Raw genomic sequence first — 17799 nt, forward strand, 5'->3', positions numbered from 1 at the left:
ACGGCAAGCATGGTCATGAACAAGTTCCGGGAATGGCTCGAAGCACCGGCCGCGCAGGTCGGCGACCGCGGCGGCAAGCTCAACGTGCTGCGTGGCGCGGTAGCCCGGGTGACCACTCCCCTACTGCCCGACGACTACCTGCACCTGGCCAACCCGCTGTGGTCGGCCCGGGAGCTGCGCGGGCGGATCGTCGAGGTGCAGAAGGAGACCGCCGACTCGGCGACCCTGGTGATCAAGCCGGGTTGGGGCTTCGACTTCAAGTACCAGCCGGGTCAGTACATCGGCATCGGCATCCTGATCGACGGCCGCTGGAACTGGCGTTCCTACTCCCTGACCTGTCCGCCGGACTGGACCGGCGAGGGCGGCAAGCGGCTCATCTCCATCGCGGTGAAGGCGATGCCGGAGGGCAAGCTGTCCAGTCATCTCGTCAACGGGGTGGCCGCGGGCACGATCGTGCGCCTGGCCGCGCCGCAGGGCGGGTTCGTGCTGCCGGAGCCGCCGCCGGCGAAGGTGCTGTTCCTCACCGCGGGCAGCGGCATCACCCCGGTGATGTCGATGCTGCGGACGATGGACCGGCGCAACGGCGTCTCCGATGTGGTGCACGTGCACTCGGCCCCGACCGACGCCGACGTCATGTTCGGCGCCGAGCTGCGGGCACTGCACGACAAGCACCCGAGCTTCGTCTCGCACCTGCAGCTGACCGACGCGCAGGGCCTGTTCTCGCTGGCGAGCCTGGACGAGCTCTACCCCGATTGGCGTGCGCGCGAGACCTGGGCCTGCGGCCCGGCGCCGATGCTCGACGCGATCGAACAGCATTGGAAGACAGCGGGAATCCCGGAGAAGCTGCACATCGAGCGCTTCGAGGTCGAGCGTTCGGCGATCGGTGAGGGCGGCACCGTGACCTTCGGCACCACCGGCCGCACCGTCTCCGCCGACGGCGCGACCAGCCTGCTCGAGGCGGGCGAATCGGTCGGCGTCCAGCTGCCGTTCGGCTGCCGGATGGGCATCTGCCAGACCTGCGTGGTCACGCTCTCCGCCGGACACGCCCGCGACCTGCGCAACGGTGACGAACGTCAGCCGGGCGACAAGGTGCAGACCTGCATCTCCGCCGCGGCGGGTGACTGCACGCTCGATATCTGAGCATCCCACGCGCTTCGGACACCAGGTACCCTCGGAGTAATGCGTCGGCCATATGAATGGCCGACAGCGGCTGGTCCCGGCCTACCACGCGCCGACCGGCGCACCAGGGCCGAGAACGCGGCGCAGCCAGCCGTTCTCGGCCCGTCTCCATTCCGACCCGACCAGCCGCCACACCAACAGAGAGGACCCCGGTGGCCATCACCGATATCCAGGCCTTCGCCCATCTCACGTCGGCCGACATCGAGACCCTCGGGAAAGAACTCGACTCGATCCGCCGATCGGTGGAGACCTCCCGCGGCGAGCGCGACGCGAAGTACATCCGTCGCACCATCGCCGCCCAGCGCGCACTCGAGGTAGCGGGCCGCGCGGTGCTGTTCGGCAGCCGCAACCGCTGGGCCTGGCTCGGTGGCACGGCGCTGCTGTCGGTGGCCAAGATCATCGAGAACATGGAGCTCGGGCACAACGTCAGCCACGGGCAGTGGGACTGGATGAACGATCCGGAGATCCACTCCACCAGCTGGGAGTGGGACATGACCGGGACCTCGGCGCAGTGGCGCCGGGCGCACAACTACTCCCACCACACCTACACCAACGTCCTGGGCAAGGACGAGGACCTCGGCTTCGGCATCCTGCGGATGACCCGCGACGAGGCCTGGCACCCCAAGCATCTGGTGCAGCCCGCCGCGAACCTGTTGCTGGCCGCCACCTTCGAGTGGGGCATCGCGCTGCACGACCTCGGTATCGAGAAGGAGCTGGCAGGCGTTCCGACCAAGCAGCTGCTCTCCGAGCCGAACAAGGAGTTCGCCCGCAAGGCGGGCCGCCAGGTGGTCAAGGACTTCGTGCTGTACCCCGCGCTGACCGGGCCCGCCTGGAAGTCGACGCTGAAGGCGAACACCACCGCCAACCTGGTCCGCAATCTGTGGGCCTACGCGGTGATCTTCTGCGGGCACTTCCCCGACGGCGCGGAGAAGTTCACGATCGAGCAGCTCGACGGCGAGACGCAGGGCGAGTGGTACCTGCGCCAGATGCTGGGCAGCGCCAACTTCAAGGCCGGTCCGGTGATGGCCTTCATGAGCGGCAACCTGTGCTACCAGATCGAGCACCACCTGTTCCCCGACCTGCCGAGCAACCGGTACCCCGAGGTCGCGGTGCGGGTGCGCGAACTGTGCGACAAGTACGACCTGCCCTACACCACCGGTTCGCTGGGCAAGCAGTACCTGCTGGCGTTCCGGACCATCCACAAGCTGGCGCTGCCGGACCGCTTCCTGAAGCGGACCGCCGACGACGCGCCCGAGACGTCCTCGGAGCGCAAATTCGCCGGCATCTCGCTGCCGGAGGCGCTGCGGGTGGATCAGGAGACGGGCAAGCGCTTCGGCCTGCGCTCGGCGCTGCACGATGCGAAGGTGTCGCTGGAGATCAAGGCCAGGCACGAGAAGGAAGTGCTGCGCGAGGCGAAGGCGACGCTGAAGGCGCGGGCGCGCCAGGAGAAGCTGGCATTGCGCGAGGCCAAGCGCGCGCTGGGTGAGCGGGCCAAGCACGAGCGGGGCGCCCTGCGCGACCGCGCGGCCAAGCGGATGGCGCGCCACGGGTGAGATAACATCTCGATTTCGATTATGCAATAGGACTTTTCACACAATCCGGGCCCGAAATCGCCAACCTACGCTCTCGTAACCTACGGTAGTGTAACCGGCATGGCGATCTCGGATGTCAAGGAATACGCGCACCTCACCGCCGCGGATGTCGAAGCTCTCGGTGCTGAGTTCGACGCGATCCGCCGCGAAATCGAATCTTCGCGGGGAGCTGCCGACGCGCGCTACATCCGCAACGTCATTCGCCTACAGCGAGCGCTGGAGATCAGCGGGCGTACCGTGCTGTTCGCCAGTTTTCTGCCCCCGGCCTGGCTGGCCGGCGTCGCCCTGCTCGGCACTGCCAAGATCATCGAGAACATGGAGATCGGGCACAACGTCATGCACGGGCAGTGGGACTGGATGAACGATCCGGAAGTCCACTCCACCTCGTGGGAATGGGACAACGCGGGCCCGTCGGCGCACTGGAAGATCACCCACAACTTCCTGCACCACAAGTACACCAATGTGCTGGGCATGGACGACGACATCGGCTACGGCCTGCTGCGCGTCACCCGCGACCAGCGCTGGATGCCGTTCTACCTGGGCAACCCGGTCTACAACCTGCTGCTGCAGATGCTGTTCGAGTACGGCGTCGCCATCCAGCACCTGGAACTGGGCAAGGTCGCCAAGAAGAAGTGGACCAAGGACTCGCCCGAGTGGCAGCAGTTCGACGCCGACCGCAAGCTGGTGCTCAAGAAGATCGGCAAGCAGGCCGCCAAGGACTACCTGATCTTCCCGCTGCTCACCGGCCCGTCGTTCTTCACCACCCTCACCGCCAACATGGCCGCCAACGTGGTGCGCAATGTGTGGACCAACGCGGTGATCTTCTGCGGCCACTTCCCCGACGGCGCGGAAAAGTTCACCAAAGCCGACATCGAGAACGAGACGCAGGGCGAGTGGTACCTGCGCCAGATGCTGGGCAGCGCCAACATATCCGGCGGCAAGGTCATGCACTTCATGACCGGCAACCTCAGCCACCAGATCGAGCACCACCTGTTCCCCGATCTGCCGAGCAACCGCTACGCCGCCATCGCCGTGCGGGTGCGCGAGCTGGCCGACAAGTACGACCTGCCCTACACCACCGGGTCGATGCCGGTGCAGTACTTCAAGTCGTGGCGCACGATCCTCAAGCTGTCGCTGCCCAACAAGTACCTGCGCCACACCACCGATGACGCGCCGGAGACCAAGTCGGAGAAGCTGTTCGGCGGCAACGCCGTCACCACCGTCGACCCGGTGACCGGCCGTCGCCATGGCCTGCGCACCGCGCTGGCCGCCGGGCGCAAGCTGGCCCGCCGCTCGGTGGCCTGACCGGCTGCGGTTGACTGGTCGGCGTGTGTGCCGACCAGTTGAGCGTCTACGACGCGATCCGCCTGCGCCGTGATGTGCGCGCCGAGTTCACCGGCGAGCTCGTCGACGACGACACCCTGTGGCGAATTCTGGACGCGGCCCATCGCGCGCCCAGCGTCGGCAACTCCCAGCCGTGGGACTTCGTCGTGGTCCGTAAGCCCGACACCCTGCGCCGCTTCGCCGACCATGTCGCGGACAAGCGGGTCGAGTTCCGCGACGCGCTGCCGGCCGAGCGCGCCGAGACGTTCGAGCCGATCAAGATCGACGGGATCCTGGAGAGCGGCACCGGCGTCGTGGTCACCCACGACGACCGGCGCGGGGGCCCACAGATCCTGGGCCGGGCGACGGTGCCGGAGACCGGCGTGTACTCGACGGTGCTGGCGATCCAGAACCTGTGGCTCGCGGCGACCGCGGAGCAGGTCGGCGTCGGATGGGTGTCGTTCTACGATCCGGAGTTCCTGCGCGCGCTGATCGAGCTGCCCGCGGGGATCAAGCCGGTGGCCTGGCTGTGCGTCGGGCCGGTGCGCGAGTTCCAGCAGGTGCCGGACCTGGAACGGTTCGGCTGGCGGTCGGGTCGCTCGCTCACCGAGGCCGTGCACCACGAAACCTTCGGCGGCTGAACGCGATCCGGGCACCCGCTGCGACGCGGGTGCCCGGATCGGCGTTGGTGTCAGGCCAGTCGGATCAGGCCGTAATCGAAGGCGTGTCTGCGATAGACGACCGAAGGCCGGTCCGTCTCGCGATCGTGGAACAGGAAGAAGTCGTGTCCGACCAGTTCCATCTGGTAGAGCGCGTCGTCCACCGACATCGGTGTCGCGGTGTGCACCTTGGTGCGCACGATGTGGCCGGGACCGTCCTCATGCTCGGGTTCCTCGGCATGGACGTGGGCGGCGGCGCCGTTCGGCGCGGTGAACAGGGATTCGTCCACCAGCGTCGCGGTGGCCTGCGCGACCGAGACCGGCGTCTTGTCGCCGTAGTGCACGACGCGCCGCTTGTCCTTGGTGCGGCGCAGTCTGCTCTCGATCTTCTGGGTGGCCGACTCCAGCGCGGCGTAGAAGCTGTCTGCGCTGGCTTCCGCGCGCACGATCGGACCACGGCCACGCGCGGTGATCTCCACACGCTGGCAGGCCTTGCGTTGACGACGGTTACGTTCGTGGAAAAGTTCCACATCGAAGAGGAATATCGACGGGTCGAAGCGCTCCAGCCGAGCCAGCTTCTCCGCGACGTGGATTCGATAGTGGTCGGGGACTTCGACATTCCGACCGGAGACCACCACTTCGGCGTGCGGGTTCTCGGTCGAGTCGGCGGCACTGTCGGCCAGTGCCGTGGGGTCAGCATCTCGCACTGATGCCCTAGAAGTCGTCACGCGTACCTCCCGGATATGGCCGCACACGATGAAGCGAGTACGGCGGGATTGAGCTGTGCCGATCGGGAATCGCTCGGCACCAGATGTCCGCGGCGCCACCTCCAAACTTGTCGTTCGGTGTGTGTCCGCGACGCTAGTCCGCCACGAGCAAGTGCGCCACTGTTCACGCAAATTTCGCGGAGTCAAGCCGCGCAGGTCACCAAAACCGCGCACGGAAGTACGCCGATTCGACTAAGAACCCGTACCGATTCGGTGACAGTCGCCCCTGTCGTGAGGACGTCGTCGACCACGACTACCTCGGCATTCGCCGCGATGAGGGCCGGACCGGAGAGCTCGGTCACCGTCATGATCCGGTCGCGCAGATTGTGGGCACGCTCGCGTGTCGTCAGGCCCACCGAGTCACGCACGCCACGCCGCATCCGCAGCAGCGGCACGCTCCGGCTATCGATCAGCCACCGCGTGGCGAGGGCCGCCGAGCGCGCCACCGGATCGCCGCCGCGGCGCCGCGCGGCCGCCGATCGGGTCGGCGCCGGGACGAGTACCAGCGGGCGATCAGGCGCCCGTAGCCGGTCGAGCGCCAGCGCGAGCGCCAGGCCCAAGGGCGCGGCCAGGTCCCGCCGTCCGTGCTCCTTGGCGGCCAGCACGGCGCGGCGGCCAGGACCACGGTAGGGCCCGAGCGCCCAGCAGGGGACGCCGGGATCGGTGCGCGGACGGACGCGCACCGGGACGCGGCTCAGCTCGGCCGCGCAGCCGGGGCACCACGCGACGCCCACCGTCGCGCAGCCACCGCAGTGGACGGGCAGCACCAGATCGAGCAGGGCTCTCATAGCGGGTGAGTATCACAGCACCCACCGACAGATCAGCTGGGCAGCACCGGGACGACGTGTTCGCCGGTCAGGCCGGGCACCTCGCGCCAGAAGCGGTCGTTGCGCGCCGGATCGGCGGTCTGTAGCTGCAGGACCGCGCGGGAGTCTGCGACGTACTGGGTGACGGGCGCCGCCGTCACCACCCGCACCGGTGGTGTCAGGTTCTGCGAGGTCACCGGGGAGAACTGGGACCCGTCGATGGAGACCGTGAAGACGGGGTCGACATTGCCCTCGCGGGCCACCATGATCGTGTCGCCGGTGACCCAGCTCAGCGAGACCGCGCGACTGCTGAGCCCGAGCGCGAGCGGCAGCGGCGAGGTGAGCGCGTACTTGCCGTCGGGACGGCGTTCGATCACCGCGACGTAGACCTTGCCGTCGGCGATCAGCGCGGCCCGCGCACCGGTGCGCGAGACCACCACCTCGCTGATCGGCGGACGCGGCGACCCCGAGCCCTCGAACAGGGCGGTGGTGTCGACGTCGGAGACCGAGACATTGCCGGTCGCACGATCGGTGACCGCCCGGATGACGTGGTCGCCGTCGAGCACCGTCCACGCGGCGCCGCCGTCGGAAGTCCACGACGGACGGGCGATGCTGGTGCCCTCGGCGACGGCGAACGCCTTGGCGCCGTAGTTGCCGATCAGCAGAGTGCGGCCGGGTTCGGGCGCGGGTCGTCCGGTGTCGGCGACGGCGGCGACGAACTGGCCGTCGGCGGAGATGCCGACCGACTGCAGATTGGTCGCCTCGCCGAAGGAACCGCTCGGGGTGACGATGCCGTCGGGGGTCACCTGCACCAGCGTGCCGTCGCGCAGGGCGTGCAGGCCGATCCGGTTCCGGCCGGGGGCCGACGCGCTGTACTGGTCGAGGTCGGCGACCGACCACCCGTTGGCCGCATACCGCTCGTCGAGCGGTTTGCCGTCGGCGAGCAGCACGTACGGTCCGAGGATATCGGCGCCGGCCAGCGTCATCACCACCTGCGCGGCGAGCAGTTCGCGTTCCTTCTGCCCGAGCTGGCCGACCCCGGCGAAGTCGATGCGCACCCCACCGATGCCGATGCCGACCTCACCGGGCTCGTTGTCGGCCTTGGTGATCGGGCCGCGCACGGCCACCGGCGGCGCGAGCTGGTTGCGCACCACGGGTGCGATCGTGGACTGCGGCCCGGCGCCGAGCATGCCGATCAGCCGCTCGGTCAGCTGGGCGCGCGGCACCGAGATCCAGCGCGGGTCGGGGACCAGCACGGAACTGCCCGGATCGACGTACTGCAGGACGTAGCGGCGGTAGGACTTGTCGAATGCGGTGGACTCCATGACCACGCCGTCGGGCAGCTCGGTGATCCGCCACTCGCCGTCGATCTTGCTCATCTCGATCTTGTTCTCGAGCGTGCCCTCGACGGCCCGGTAGCCGCCGTCACCGGCCAGCTCGCCGACCTTGCGGGCGCGGATCACGTAGCTGGCCTTGTCGCCGGACCGCGATTCGCGCAGGGTGTCGGGGCGATCGACGATGGTGATGCTCGCCTCGTCGTTCCATTCGGCCGCGGTCTCGGGGGCCATGTACTGGCGGGCCGCGGCGTGCCGGTTGGCCGGGTCGGCGCTGGCCGCGAGGAAGTCGCCGACCAGCAGGTCGGGGTCGCGGCCCGAGGTCGGCGGCGGCGGACCCTCCGAAGTCGGCGCGCGGTTGATCGTGCCGAGCGCCTGCGGCGCCGAGGACTCGGGCAGGCTGGCGCACCCGCTCAGCACCAGCACGCCGACCAGCGCGGCCGCGACCAGCGCGGCGGCCCGCCGCCCCCAGCGATCACCCCGCACGTTCGTCATGACTGTCGGTCTCCGGTCTCGGTGGACATCGGCTGGTCGTCGGCGCCGGTGGTCTCGGCACGCCCGTTCGACGCCGGGTGCGCGTCGGGCGGCTGCGGCTGCGCGTCGGTCTCGGCGTCCGCGGGGACCGCCGGGATGGGCCCGGTGCCTGCGGGCCCGGTCCGGATCGCACTCGCGGGCTCGGTCCGAATGACGGCTGGGCCCGCGGGCTCGGTCTGAATCGCGCCCGGCTCGCCGCCGCCGGATTCCGGTTCGGCCGGATCGGGCTCGGCCTCGGGGAGGGCGGGGACCTTACGCAGCATCGGCTCCAAGGCCAGCGGACTCGCACCCAGTTTACGGCCGCGCACCATCGGTAGCAGCAGCCGGAAGCTGGCGCCGACGCCGGGATCGCCCCACGCCTCGAGCCTGCCTTCGTGCAGGTTGGCGTCCTCGACACTGATCGACAGGCCGAGACCGGTGCCGCCGGAGCGCCGCACCCGCGACGGGTCCGAGCGCCAGAACCGGTTGAAGACGAGTTTCTCCTCGCCCGGCCGCAGGCCGACGCCCTGGTCGCGCACGACGGTCGCGACCGCGTTGGCCTCGGCGTCGCCGCGCATCCGGATCAGCACCGGCTTGCCCTCGCTGTGGTCGATCGCGTTGGCGAGCAGGTTGCGCAGCACGCGCTCGACGCGGCGCGGATCGACCTCGGCGACGACCGGCTCCTCGGGCAGATCGATGACGACCTCCACGCCGGCCTCCTTGGCCAGGTGCCGCACCGTGGAGATCGCGGCCCGCGCGCACATCCGCACGTCGAGCGATTCCACCTGCAGCTCGGCCACACCCGCGTCGTGCCGGGAGATCTCGAGCAGGTCGTTGAGCAGGCCCTCGAACCGGTCCAGTTCGTTGACCAGCAGTTCGGAACTGCGGGCCAGCGCCGGATCGAGATCGTCGCTGGAGCCGTGGATGAGGTCGGCGGCCATGCGCACCGTGGTGAGCGGGGTGCGCAGCTCGTGGCTGACATCGGAGGTGAACCGGCGTTGCAGATTGCCGAATTCCTCGAGCTGGGTGATCTGGTTCGACAGGCTCTCGGCCATCTCGTTGAACGCCTGGGCGAGGCGGGCCATGTCGTCCTCGCCGCGCACCAGCATGCGTTCCTTGAGCCTGCCGTCGGCGAAGCGACCGGCGATCCGTGCCGCCGACCGGATCGGCAGCACCACCTGCCGGGTGACCAGCGCGGTGATCGCGGCGAGCAGCACCAGCAGCACGACGCCGCCGATCAGCATCGTGCCGCGCATCAACGACAGGCTCGATTCCTCGCTGGCCAGCGGGAAGATCAGGTAGATCTCCAGGGTCGCGACCTCGGCGCTCGGGCTGCCGATGATCAGCGCGCGCCCGCGATAGCCGTCCGGGTCGGCGACGGTGGTGAACTGGTAGGAGACCTGGTTGCGCTGGACGAAACGGCGCAGCTCCTGCGGCACCTCCGAGATGGGACCGGTGGTGAGTTCCTGCGGCGGCGTGCCGCCGACCATCGCCAGCGCCGAGTCGAAGCTACCCGCGGCACCACTGGACTGGCCGGTGCCGCCACGGCTGGACAGCGCAGCGCGGGCGTCGGCGAGCTGTTGCTGCTGACTGTTCGCGTCGTGCACGCCGGAGAGCTTGCCCTCGATCGTGCTGCGGGCACGATCCATCTCCTCGACGGCGGCATTGATCTTGGCCTCGAGCAGCCGGTCGGTGATCTGACCGGTCAGCACGACACCGAGGATCGTGATCACGATGAGCGAGAGGGTCAGCGTGGACACGATGACACGCAGCTGCAGCGACCGGCGCCAGAGATGGCCCAGCGCGGTCCCGACAGCCTGGAACCAGGCCATGACCGGGGCCGCCCATCGCCGCAACTGCGTGACGAAGGTGTGCGCACGTCCATCGTGCGCTGGAGGCGCTGACGCTGTACCGGCAGGTCGACCGTCGGTCACAGCGGCGCCTCACAGGTACCGATCACGGCGGTCCGGCCTTGTAGCCGACACCGCGGACGGTCAGCACGATCTCCGGGTTCTCCGGATCCTTCTCGACCTTGGCGCGCAGTCGCTGCACGTGCACGTTGACCAGGCGGGTATCGGCGGCGTGCCGGTAGCCCCACACCTGTTCGAGCAGCACCTCACGGGTGAACACCTGACGCGGCTTGCGCGCGAGCGCGACCAGCAGGTCGAACTCCAGCGGGGTGAGCGAGATCTGCGCGCCGCCGCGGGTCACCTTGTGCGCGGGCACATCGATGACGATGTCGGCGATCGAGAGCAGCTCGGCGGGCTCGTCCTCGGTGCGGCGCAGACGCGCGCGCACGCGGGCGACGAGTTCCTTCGGCTTGAACGGCTTGACGATGTAATCGTCGGCACCGGACTCCAGACCGAGCACCACATCGACCGTGTCGGTCTTGGCGGTGAGCATCACGATCGGAACGCCGGAATCGGCCCGGAGCACCCGGCATACGTCGATGCCGTTCATCCCGGGCAGCATCAGGTCCAGCAATACCAGGTCGGGGCGGATCTCCCGCACCGCCGACAGGGCCTGCGTGCCGTCGCCGACCACGTGCGGGTCGAACCCTTCCCCGCGCAAGACGATGGTCAGCATCTCAGCGAGTGCCATATCGTCGTCGACGACCAGAATCTTGGGCTTCATAGTCCTATGTTGTCATCTCCCAGGCCAGGATCGGGCCGCCACGCCATTAATGGTGTGAACCCGTCGCGTATCCAACCTTATCCGGCAAAGATTTCCGTGCAGAGGGTGAGTAGGGCGGGCCTATCGTCATCGGATCGGTATGTCCACCAGCGACCGAACCAGTCACGGTCGGCCAGCTCACGATAGACCTCCCCGGTGCGGTGCTGCAGACCGCCGTCCCGCTCGTAGGCGTCCAGGGCCCGGGCGGTGTCGAGTTCACCACGGCGCCGGGCACGTTCGGCCGCGACCTCGGTGGGGATGTCGATCAGGACGGTGAGGTCGGGCACCGGCAGGGCCAGCCTGCCGAACTCCAGATCGCCCACCCAGGACACGATTTCGCCGTCGGCGTCCTGCTCGGCGCGGGCCGCGGAGTACGCGGCGTTGGAAGCCACCCAGCGGTCCAGGATCACGATGTCGTTGGCGTCCAGCAGGTTCGACAGTTCCGCGCTCGCGTCGGCACGATCGAGGGCGAACATGATCGCCATCGCGTTGATCGAGCCGGCGAGGTCGCCATGCCCGCCGCGCAGGGCCTCCGCGGCCAGATCGGCGTGGATCGATCGGCCGTACTGCGGAAAGGCCAGGCTGCCCGCGCGCAGCCCCTTTCCGGACAATTCGTCGATCAGCCCGTCGGTCAGCGTCCGTTTACCGGCGCCGTCGAGGCCTTCCACCGCAATCAGCACGCCCATGAGCGGTGAGATTACCCGCCCGGATACGGCGAGCACCGCAGGCCCCACCCCGGAATCACCGGCGACCACCGGGCGCGGCGGCGAGCCGGGCGCCGGACCGCCGTGTCGTCCGACGCGCCGGGACGACGGGGACCGGATTGCCCGTTTCACCTCGCGACCAGAGTGTGAAGTGGTCTCATTCCAAAGTCCTCGGCGGATCGGCTCCGTCCGGGCTACCGGGGCGCACGTCCACCCCGCGCCCGCGCCGGGCCGCTCGATCCAGGAGTCACCATGCTCAACCGAACCGTTCTCCGTGCCGCCGTGGCCGCCGCCGCGCTCGGCATCGCCCTCGCCGGCTCCGGCGTCGCGACCGCCGCGCCCACCGCCGACCCCGTCGGCCGGGGCGACCACGCACGCAGTGGCTCGGCCGCCCTGCTCAGTGGCTCGGCCGAAGCCGGTTCCGCCGCCGCGGGCTCCGCGGCCGAACTCGCCGCCTGCGCCCTCCTGGAAGCCGTCATCCCGCTGCCGGTCTGCCTGCTGCTGGTCTGATCCATTCCGCGCGGCCCGTCGATCCCCCGATCGGCGGGCCGTCGCCGTCGCCGGCACACTCCATATGACTCGATTATGTTTCACATGCCCCGATTTCTCCGGTCTGGTGAGCGCCGACCGGACCGGGCACGGTGGGTGAACCGTCGCCGACCGGCCCGATCGCCTTCCAGGAGTGATCACCATGAGCGACGCGTCGGGTGAGGCCAGCCACCGGATCAGTGGGCTGACCGACCACACGACGGACCCAAGAATTGCGGGCTGGCCCGCGCTCCCACCACCTACGAGGATTTCGCCATGAGAACCATTGCCCGCACCGCCGCCGCCACGCTCGCCATCACCGCCGCTGTCGCCTGCGGCACCGCGTCCGCCGAGACCGGCACCCCGACCGCAGGCCCCGACGCCGGGTCGTCGGCCGCCTTCAATTCGGTGATGTGCGCGCTGCTCGGCATCAGCAGCGAGCACAACATCTTCTGCACGGGCGTGATCATCGGCTGACCCGCCCGGAACGCGACAGTGGCCCGTCGACCGGTCGGTCGACGGGCCACTGTCGTCACAGCGTCAGTAGCGGTAGTGGTCCGGCTTGTACGGGCCCTCCACGTCCACGCCGATGTACTCGGCCTGGTCCTTGGTGAGCTTGGTCAGCGTGCCGCCGAGTGCCTCGACGTGGATGCGCGCGACCTTCTCGTCCAGGTGCTTGGGCAGCCGGTAGACCTCGTTGTCGTACTCCTCCGGCTTGGTCCACAGTTCGATCTGCGCGATGACCTGGTTGGAGAAGCTGTTCGACATGACGAACGACGGGTGCCCGGTGGCGTTGCCCAGGTTCAGCAGGCGGCCCTCCGACAGCACGATGATCGCCTTGCCCGAATCGAAGGTCCACAGGTCGACCTGCGGCTTGATCTCGAGGCGGGTCGCGCCCGAACGCTCCAGCGCGGCCATATCGATCTCGTTGTCGAAGTGACCGATGTTGCCCAGGATGGCCTGGTCCTTCATCGCCTTCATGTGCTCGAGGGTGATGATGTCCTTGTTACCCGTCGAGGTGATGACGATGTCGGCGTTGCCGATCGCCTGCTCCACGGTGACCACGTCGTAACCGTCCATCAGCGCCTGCAGCGCGTTGATCGGATCGATCTCGGTGACCTGCACGCGCGCGCCCTGGCCGGCCAGCGACTCCGCGCAGCCCTTGCCGACGTCGCCGTAACCGCAGATCAGCACCTTCTTGCCACCGATGAGCACATCGGTGCCACGGTTGATGCCGTCGATCAGCGAGTGGCGGGTGCCGTACTTGTTGTCGAACTTCGACTTGGTGACCGAGTCGTTGACGTTGATCGCCGGGAACACCAGCTCACCCGCGGCGGCGAACTGGTACAGCCGCAGCACGCCGGTGGTGGTCTCCTCGGTGACACCGGAGACCGAGTCGGCGATGACACTCCACTTGGTCTTGTCGGCCTCGAGGCTCTCGCGCAGCAGGTTGAGGAACACCTTGTACTCGGCCGAGTGGTCGGCGTCCTCGGGCGGCACCACGCCTGCCTTCTCGAACTGCGCGCCGCGCAGCACGAGCATGGTCGCGTCGCCACCGTCGTCGAGGATCATGTTGGCCGGCTCGTCCGGCCAGGTGAGCATCTGCTCGGCGGCCCACCAGTACTCCTCCAGCGTCTCGCCCTTCCAGGCGAAGACCGGGGTGCCCTTGGGCTCGTCGACGGTGCCGTTGGGCCCGACGACGATGGCCGCGGCCGCGTGGTCCTGGGTGGAGAAGATGTTGCAGGACGCCCAGCGCACCTGCGCACCCAGAGCGACGAGCGTTTCGATCAGGACGGCGGTCTGCACCGTCATATGCAGCGATCCGGAGATGCGCGCGCCCTGCAGCGGCTGCACATCGTGGTATTCGCGGCGCAGAGCCATCAGGCCGGGCATTTCGTGCTCGGCGAGGCGGATCTCCTTGCGGCCGAATTCGGCCAGCGAGAGATCTGCCACCTTGTAATCGATGCCGTTGCGAACGTCAGCGGTCAGCTCGGTGCGCGCGGGAAGTTCTGAGGTCGTCATCAGCCTCTCCTGGTAGTCAGTACCGAGGCAAGGCTACCGCGTGCGGGCCCGCTCGTTTCCCGGTCCTCGGCGGGCGGCGGTCAGGCCGCGGCGCGGTATCGGGCCAGCAAACGCCGCTCCTTGGGCGGCGCGACATTGGCCAGCGACAGATCGCCGCCGTAGTGGGCGGCCACCTTGGGGTCCATCACCGCACGCCACAGCGGCGGGACGGCCGCCAGCAGCAGCATCGTGGCGTAGCCGTCGGCGGGCAGCTGCGGAGATTCCTCGGTTGAACGCAGGGTCTGGTAGCGGCGGCCGGGGTTGGCGTGGTGGTCGCTGTGGCGCTGCAGATGGAACAGGAAGATGTTGGTGACCAGGCGATCGCTGTTCCAGCTGTCACGCGGGGAGCAGCGCTCCCAGCGGCCGTTGGGCTTGCGGGCGCGCAGCAGTCCGTAGTGCTCGACGTAGTTGACGGCTTCCAGCAGCCCGAAGCCGATGACGGCCTGCAGGACCAGCCACGGCGCGATCGCGGGCCCGAACGCCAGCAGCAGCGAACCGAACAGCACCGCGCTCATCGACCACGCCTGCAGGATGTTGTTCTCGGTGCTCCACCAGCCGCGGCCCTGCCTGGACAGCCGGGCGCGCTCGAGCTGGATCGCGGAGCGGAAGCCGCCGATCACGCTGCGCGGCAAGAACTCCCACAGCGACTCCCCCAGCCGGGCACTGGCCGGATCCTCGGGGGTCGCGACCCGGGCGTGGTGGCCGCGATTGTGCTCGACGAAGAAGTGCCCGTACCCGGACTGGGCGAGCGCGATCTTCGACAGCAATCTTTCAGCACTCTCGACCCGGTGTCCCAATTCGTGGGCGGCGTTGATGCCGATGCCGCTCACGAAGCCGACGGTGGCGGCCAGCCCGAGCTTGTCGACGACGTCGAGATCGTTGCCCGCCCACATCGCGCAGGCAATCACCAGGCCGATCAGCTGGACCGGCAGGAACAGATACGTGCACCACCGGTAGTACCGGTCGGCGGAGAGCGCTTCGTAGTCCTCGTCGCGCGGATTGTTGCCGTCCTCGCCGACGATCCAGTCCAGCACGGGAATGGCGATGAGCACGATCACGGGCCCGATCCACCAGAGCACTTCGGCCTTGGTGTGGTACACGAGTTGGGAAGGTAACAGCGCCGACGCGGGGGCGATCAAGCCCAAGGCCCAGAGATACCGTTTGGGATCACGAAATCCCCCCGGTTTGCCAACCGTTTGCACGCACGCTCCGCTGTAAAAAAACTAATCGCCGACCGATGTGAATACTGACAGACCGTAGGCGCGTTACACAGAGTCACGGCGGCAAACGTGGTGACGGTTACACGGTGGCGAATCAGAGCCGATCAGGCGCCGGAGTGATCGCCGTCACCGAGCGGTGCCTGGACGCCGCGTACCTGCACGATCGCCTCGACGTACGGACTCAGCAGCGCGCTCATCTCGGCGGGCGCGTCCCGCTCTGGCACCGGCGGATTGGGGATGTAGCTCAACGCGATCCGCACCAGGGCGTGCGCGATCACGTCAGCCTCCTCGCCGGAGGCGTCGACCCAGCTGCGCTGGAAGACCCCGGCCAGCCGCGCGGTGGCGTGCTCGAGCAAGGGTCCCGCGTCGAGGGTGATCAGGCGCAGCAGGTCCGGCTTCATCTCCCCGGCCAGCAGCGAGCGCACCAGCGGGTCGGCCGCGGCGGCGAGGAAGAACCCGGTCATGCCGACCCGGATGGCGGCGCGGGCGTCGCCGACATTGTCGTCGAGCGCCTCGCGCACATGGTCGACGAGCTCGTCGGCCAGCCGGAGCGCGTAGGCCTGCGACAGACCCGCGCGCGACCCGAACTCGTTGTAGAGCGTCTGCCTGCTGACCCCGGCGCGCGCCGCGACGTCACCGAGCGTGATCTTGGACCAATCACGCTCGGTGAGCAGTTCCCGCATCCCGTCCAGGACGGAGGTACGCAACAGTTCCCGCGCGGCCTCCTGATACGGGATGCGCGATCCGGTGCGCGGCGTGCCCGCGACGCTCACGAACGTTCGATCTCGACCATGAAGAAGTCGGACTTGGCCGCGCCGCAGTCGGGGCAGGTCCAGTTGTCCGGGATGTCCTCCCACTTGGTGCCGGGGGCGATGTTGTCATCGGGCCAGCCCTGCGCCTCGTCGTACTCGAATCCGCACTGCACACACTGGTAGAGCTTGTATTCGGTCACCGCGATACTCCTACCGCCTCGAAGTCGATCTTCTCCCGCACCCCGCAATCCGGGCAGCACCAGTCGTCGGGAACCGACGCCCACGGCGTGCCGGCCGGAAAACCCTCTCGCGGGGCTCCTTTCGTTTCGTCGTAGACATAATCACAGACCGGGCAGCGGTACGCACTCACGCCTGGCCCTCCTGTCCGTACCGGGCCAGCACCTTCGCACGGTGCTTGGGTTCGATGTTGGCGCGGGTGACGTCACCCGCGTAGTGCGCGAGCACGCGCTTGTCCATCACCTTGCGCCAGATCGGCGGGAAGTAGGCGATCAGGATCATGCTCGCGTAGCCGCTGGGCAGATTCGGCGCACCGTCCCAGCTGCGCAGCGTCTGATAGCGACGGGTGGGGTACGCGTGGTGGTCGCTGTGGCGCTGCAGGTGGTACAGGAAGATATTGGTGACGATGTGGTCGCTGTTCCAGCTGTGCTCGGGCGCGGGCCGCTCGTAGCGCCCGGTGGCCGTCTTCTGCCGGACCAGGCCGTAGTGCTCGAGGTAGTTCACCGACTCGAGCAGGCTGAAGCCCACGACGGCCTGCAGGATCAGGTAGGGCAGCACCTCGATGCCGAAGACTGCGATCAGGCCCAGCCACAGCACCACCGACATCGCCCAGGCGTTGAGCACATCGTTGCGCAACGTCCACGGGCTCTTGCCCTGCCGGTGCAGGCGCTCCTTCTCCAGGTGCCAGGCCGAGCGGAAGCTGCCCCACACCGTGCGCGGCCAGAACGACCAGAACGTCTCGCCGATGCGGGCGCTGGCCGGATCCTCCGGAGTCGCGACGCGGACGTGGTGGCCGCGGTTGTGCTCGATGTAGAAGTGGCCGTAGAACGACTGCGCCAGCGCGATCCGCGCGAGCCAGCGCTCCAGCTCGACCTTCTTGTGGCCGAGTTCGTGCGCGGTGTTGATGCCGATGCCACCGATCATGCCGACGCTGATCGCGATGCCGATCTTGTCCACCACGTTCGCACCGCCGGGGAAGCCGAGCCAGTGCAGGTTCGGCGCGGTGATGATGTAGCAGGCGAAGATCAGCGAGGCGTACTGGAACGGCAGGTAGAGGTAGGTCAGGTAGCGGTAGTACTTGTCGTTCTCCAGGTACTCCATCACCTCGTCCGGCGGATTGTCGCCGTCGGGACCGAAGAACAGGTCCGCGATCGGGATCACGATGTACACCAGCACCGGTCCGAGCCAGAACGGCACTTCGGCCAGGCGATGCCAGCCGAGCTGATTGAGGCCCCAGATCAGGGGGATCGCGATCGTGAACAACCCGGTGGGGGCGAACAGCCCCCACAACCAGAGATAGCGCTTGGAATCGCGCCACTGCGGGGGCGCCACCCGCTGTTCGGACGCGTTGGCATCTGTCGACATCGTCGTCTCCATCCTGCGACACAGCTCACACCTGTGATGTGCGTAACTCTCTGTCACAGACGATAGGTCCCGACCTGTCCGGTGTC

At 68.4% G+C, this 17799-nt stretch carries 18 protein-coding genes; 6 read left to right on the forward strand and 12 right to left on the reverse strand.

Annotated features, from left to right (window positions below):
- Positions 1-9 precede the first annotated feature (9 nt).
- The 4 genes from NV348_RS08065 to bluB all read left to right on the forward strand — a co-directional run bounded on the left by NV348_RS08065 (position 10) and on the right by bluB (position 4735).
- The gene (locus tag NV348_RS08065; protein ID WP_447146454.1) at positions 10-1140 is read left to right on the forward strand and encodes a ferredoxin reductase; all 1131 of its coding nucleotides are present in this window, start codon (positions 10-12) and stop codon (positions 1138-1140) included.
- 191 nt (positions 1141-1331) lie between these two features.
- Complete coding sequence (locus NV348_RS08070) at positions 1332-2732, forward strand: fatty acid desaturase family protein (protein ID WP_447146455.1); 1401 nt, start codon at positions 1332-1334, stop codon at positions 2730-2732.
- Positions 2733-2831: 99 nt separating this feature from the next.
- The gene (locus tag NV348_RS08075; protein ID WP_447146456.1) at positions 2832-4076 is read left to right on the forward strand and encodes a fatty acid desaturase family protein; all 1245 of its coding nucleotides are present in this window, start codon (positions 2832-2834) and stop codon (positions 4074-4076) included.
- Positions 4077-4099: 23 nt separating this feature from the next.
- Positions 4100-4735, forward strand: coding sequence for a 5,6-dimethylbenzimidazole synthase (bluB, locus tag NV348_RS08080; protein WP_447146457.1), 636 nt, complete (start codon positions 4100-4102; stop codon positions 4733-4735).
- A gap of 50 nt (positions 4736-4785) precedes the next feature.
- Here bluB and hpf read toward each other — a convergent pair whose 3' ends face one another.
- The 6 genes from hpf to NV348_RS08110 all read right to left on the reverse strand — a co-directional run bounded on the left by hpf (position 4786) and on the right by NV348_RS08110 (position 11532).
- On the reverse strand, positions 4786-5460 hold the full coding sequence (gene hpf / locus NV348_RS08085; RefSeq protein ID WP_447150978.1) for a ribosome hibernation-promoting factor, HPF/YfiA family: 675 nt from the start codon (positions 5458-5460) through the stop codon (positions 4786-4788).
- Between the two features lie 203 nt (positions 5461-5663).
- Entirely contained in the window at positions 5664-6308 is a 645-nt protein-coding gene (locus NV348_RS08090; RefSeq protein ID WP_447146458.1) for a ComF family protein, read from the reverse strand.
- Positions 6309-6340: 32 nt separating this feature from the next.
- Entirely contained in the window at positions 6341-8155 is a 1815-nt protein-coding gene (gene lpqB / locus NV348_RS08095) for an MtrAB system accessory lipoprotein LpqB (RefSeq protein WP_447146459.1), read from the reverse strand.
- Positions 8152-10005, reverse strand: coding sequence for an MtrAB system histidine kinase MtrB (mtrB, locus tag NV348_RS08100; RefSeq protein ID WP_447146460.1), 1854 nt, complete (start codon positions 10003-10005; stop codon positions 8152-8154). The genes lpqB and mtrB overlap by 4 nt, the downstream gene beginning before the upstream one ends.
- 124 nt (positions 10006-10129) lie before the next feature.
- A complete protein-coding gene (mtrA, locus tag NV348_RS08105) occupies positions 10130-10807 on the reverse strand; it encodes an MtrAB system response regulator MtrA (protein WP_019048752.1) in 678 nt (225 codons plus the stop codon).
- Positions 10808-10884: 77 nt separating this feature from the next.
- The gene (locus NV348_RS08110) at positions 10885-11532 is read right to left on the reverse strand and encodes a dTMP kinase (RefSeq protein WP_447146461.1); all 648 of its coding nucleotides are present in this window, start codon (positions 11530-11532) and stop codon (positions 10885-10887) included.
- A gap of 270 nt (positions 11533-11802) precedes the next feature.
- Here NV348_RS08110 and NV348_RS08115 point away from each other — a divergent pair, with 270 nt between their 5' ends.
- Together NV348_RS08115 and NV348_RS08120 are read left to right on the forward strand one after the other, a co-directional pair.
- Positions 11803-12060: a hypothetical protein gene (locus NV348_RS08115; RefSeq protein WP_447146462.1), complete on the forward strand. Its 258-nt coding sequence runs from the start codon at positions 11803-11805 to the stop codon at positions 12058-12060.
- 294 nt (positions 12061-12354) lie between these two features.
- Positions 12355-12555 carry a hypothetical protein gene (locus tag NV348_RS08120; RefSeq protein WP_447146463.1) on the forward strand — a complete coding sequence of 67 codons (201 nt, stop codon included), beginning with the start codon at positions 12355-12357 and terminating at the stop codon, positions 12553-12555.
- A gap of 63 nt (positions 12556-12618) precedes the next feature.
- Here the strand turns inward: NV348_RS08120 and ahcY are convergent, their stop codons facing one another.
- The 6 genes from ahcY to NV348_RS08150 all read right to left on the reverse strand — a co-directional run bounded on the left by ahcY (position 12619) and on the right by NV348_RS08150 (position 17713).
- Positions 12619-14100 (reverse strand): adenosylhomocysteinase, encoded by a 1482-nt coding sequence (gene ahcY / locus NV348_RS08125; RefSeq protein ID WP_447146464.1) that lies wholly within the window; start codon positions 14098-14100, stop codon positions 12619-12621.
- Between the two features lie 80 nt (positions 14101-14180).
- Positions 14181-15341: an alkane 1-monooxygenase gene (locus tag NV348_RS08130; protein WP_447146465.1), complete on the reverse strand. Its 1161-nt coding sequence runs from the start codon at positions 15339-15341 to the stop codon at positions 14181-14183.
- 122 nt (positions 15342-15463) lie between these two features.
- Positions 15464-16132, reverse strand: a complete 669-nt coding sequence (locus NV348_RS08135; protein WP_447146466.1) for a TetR/AcrR family transcriptional regulator — start codon at positions 16130-16132, stop codon at positions 15464-15466.
- Positions 16129-16311: a rubredoxin gene (locus NV348_RS08140; protein WP_189026616.1), complete on the reverse strand. Its 183-nt coding sequence runs from the start codon at positions 16309-16311 to the stop codon at positions 16129-16131. The genes NV348_RS08135 and NV348_RS08140 overlap by 4 nt, the downstream gene beginning before the upstream one ends.
- The gene (locus NV348_RS08145) at positions 16308-16481 is read right to left on the reverse strand and encodes a rubredoxin (protein ID WP_218718627.1); all 174 of its coding nucleotides are present in this window, start codon (positions 16479-16481) and stop codon (positions 16308-16310) included. Before NV348_RS08145 ends, NV348_RS08140 begins: the two co-directional genes overlap by 4 nt.
- Positions 16478-17713 carry an alkane 1-monooxygenase gene (locus NV348_RS08150; RefSeq protein ID WP_447146467.1) on the reverse strand — a complete coding sequence of 412 codons (1236 nt, stop codon included), beginning with the start codon at positions 17711-17713 and terminating at the stop codon, positions 16478-16480. The genes NV348_RS08145 and NV348_RS08150 overlap by 4 nt, the downstream gene beginning before the upstream one ends.
- Positions 17714-17799 lie beyond the last annotated feature (86 nt).

The organism is Nocardia fodinahabitans (assembly GCF_052983615.1).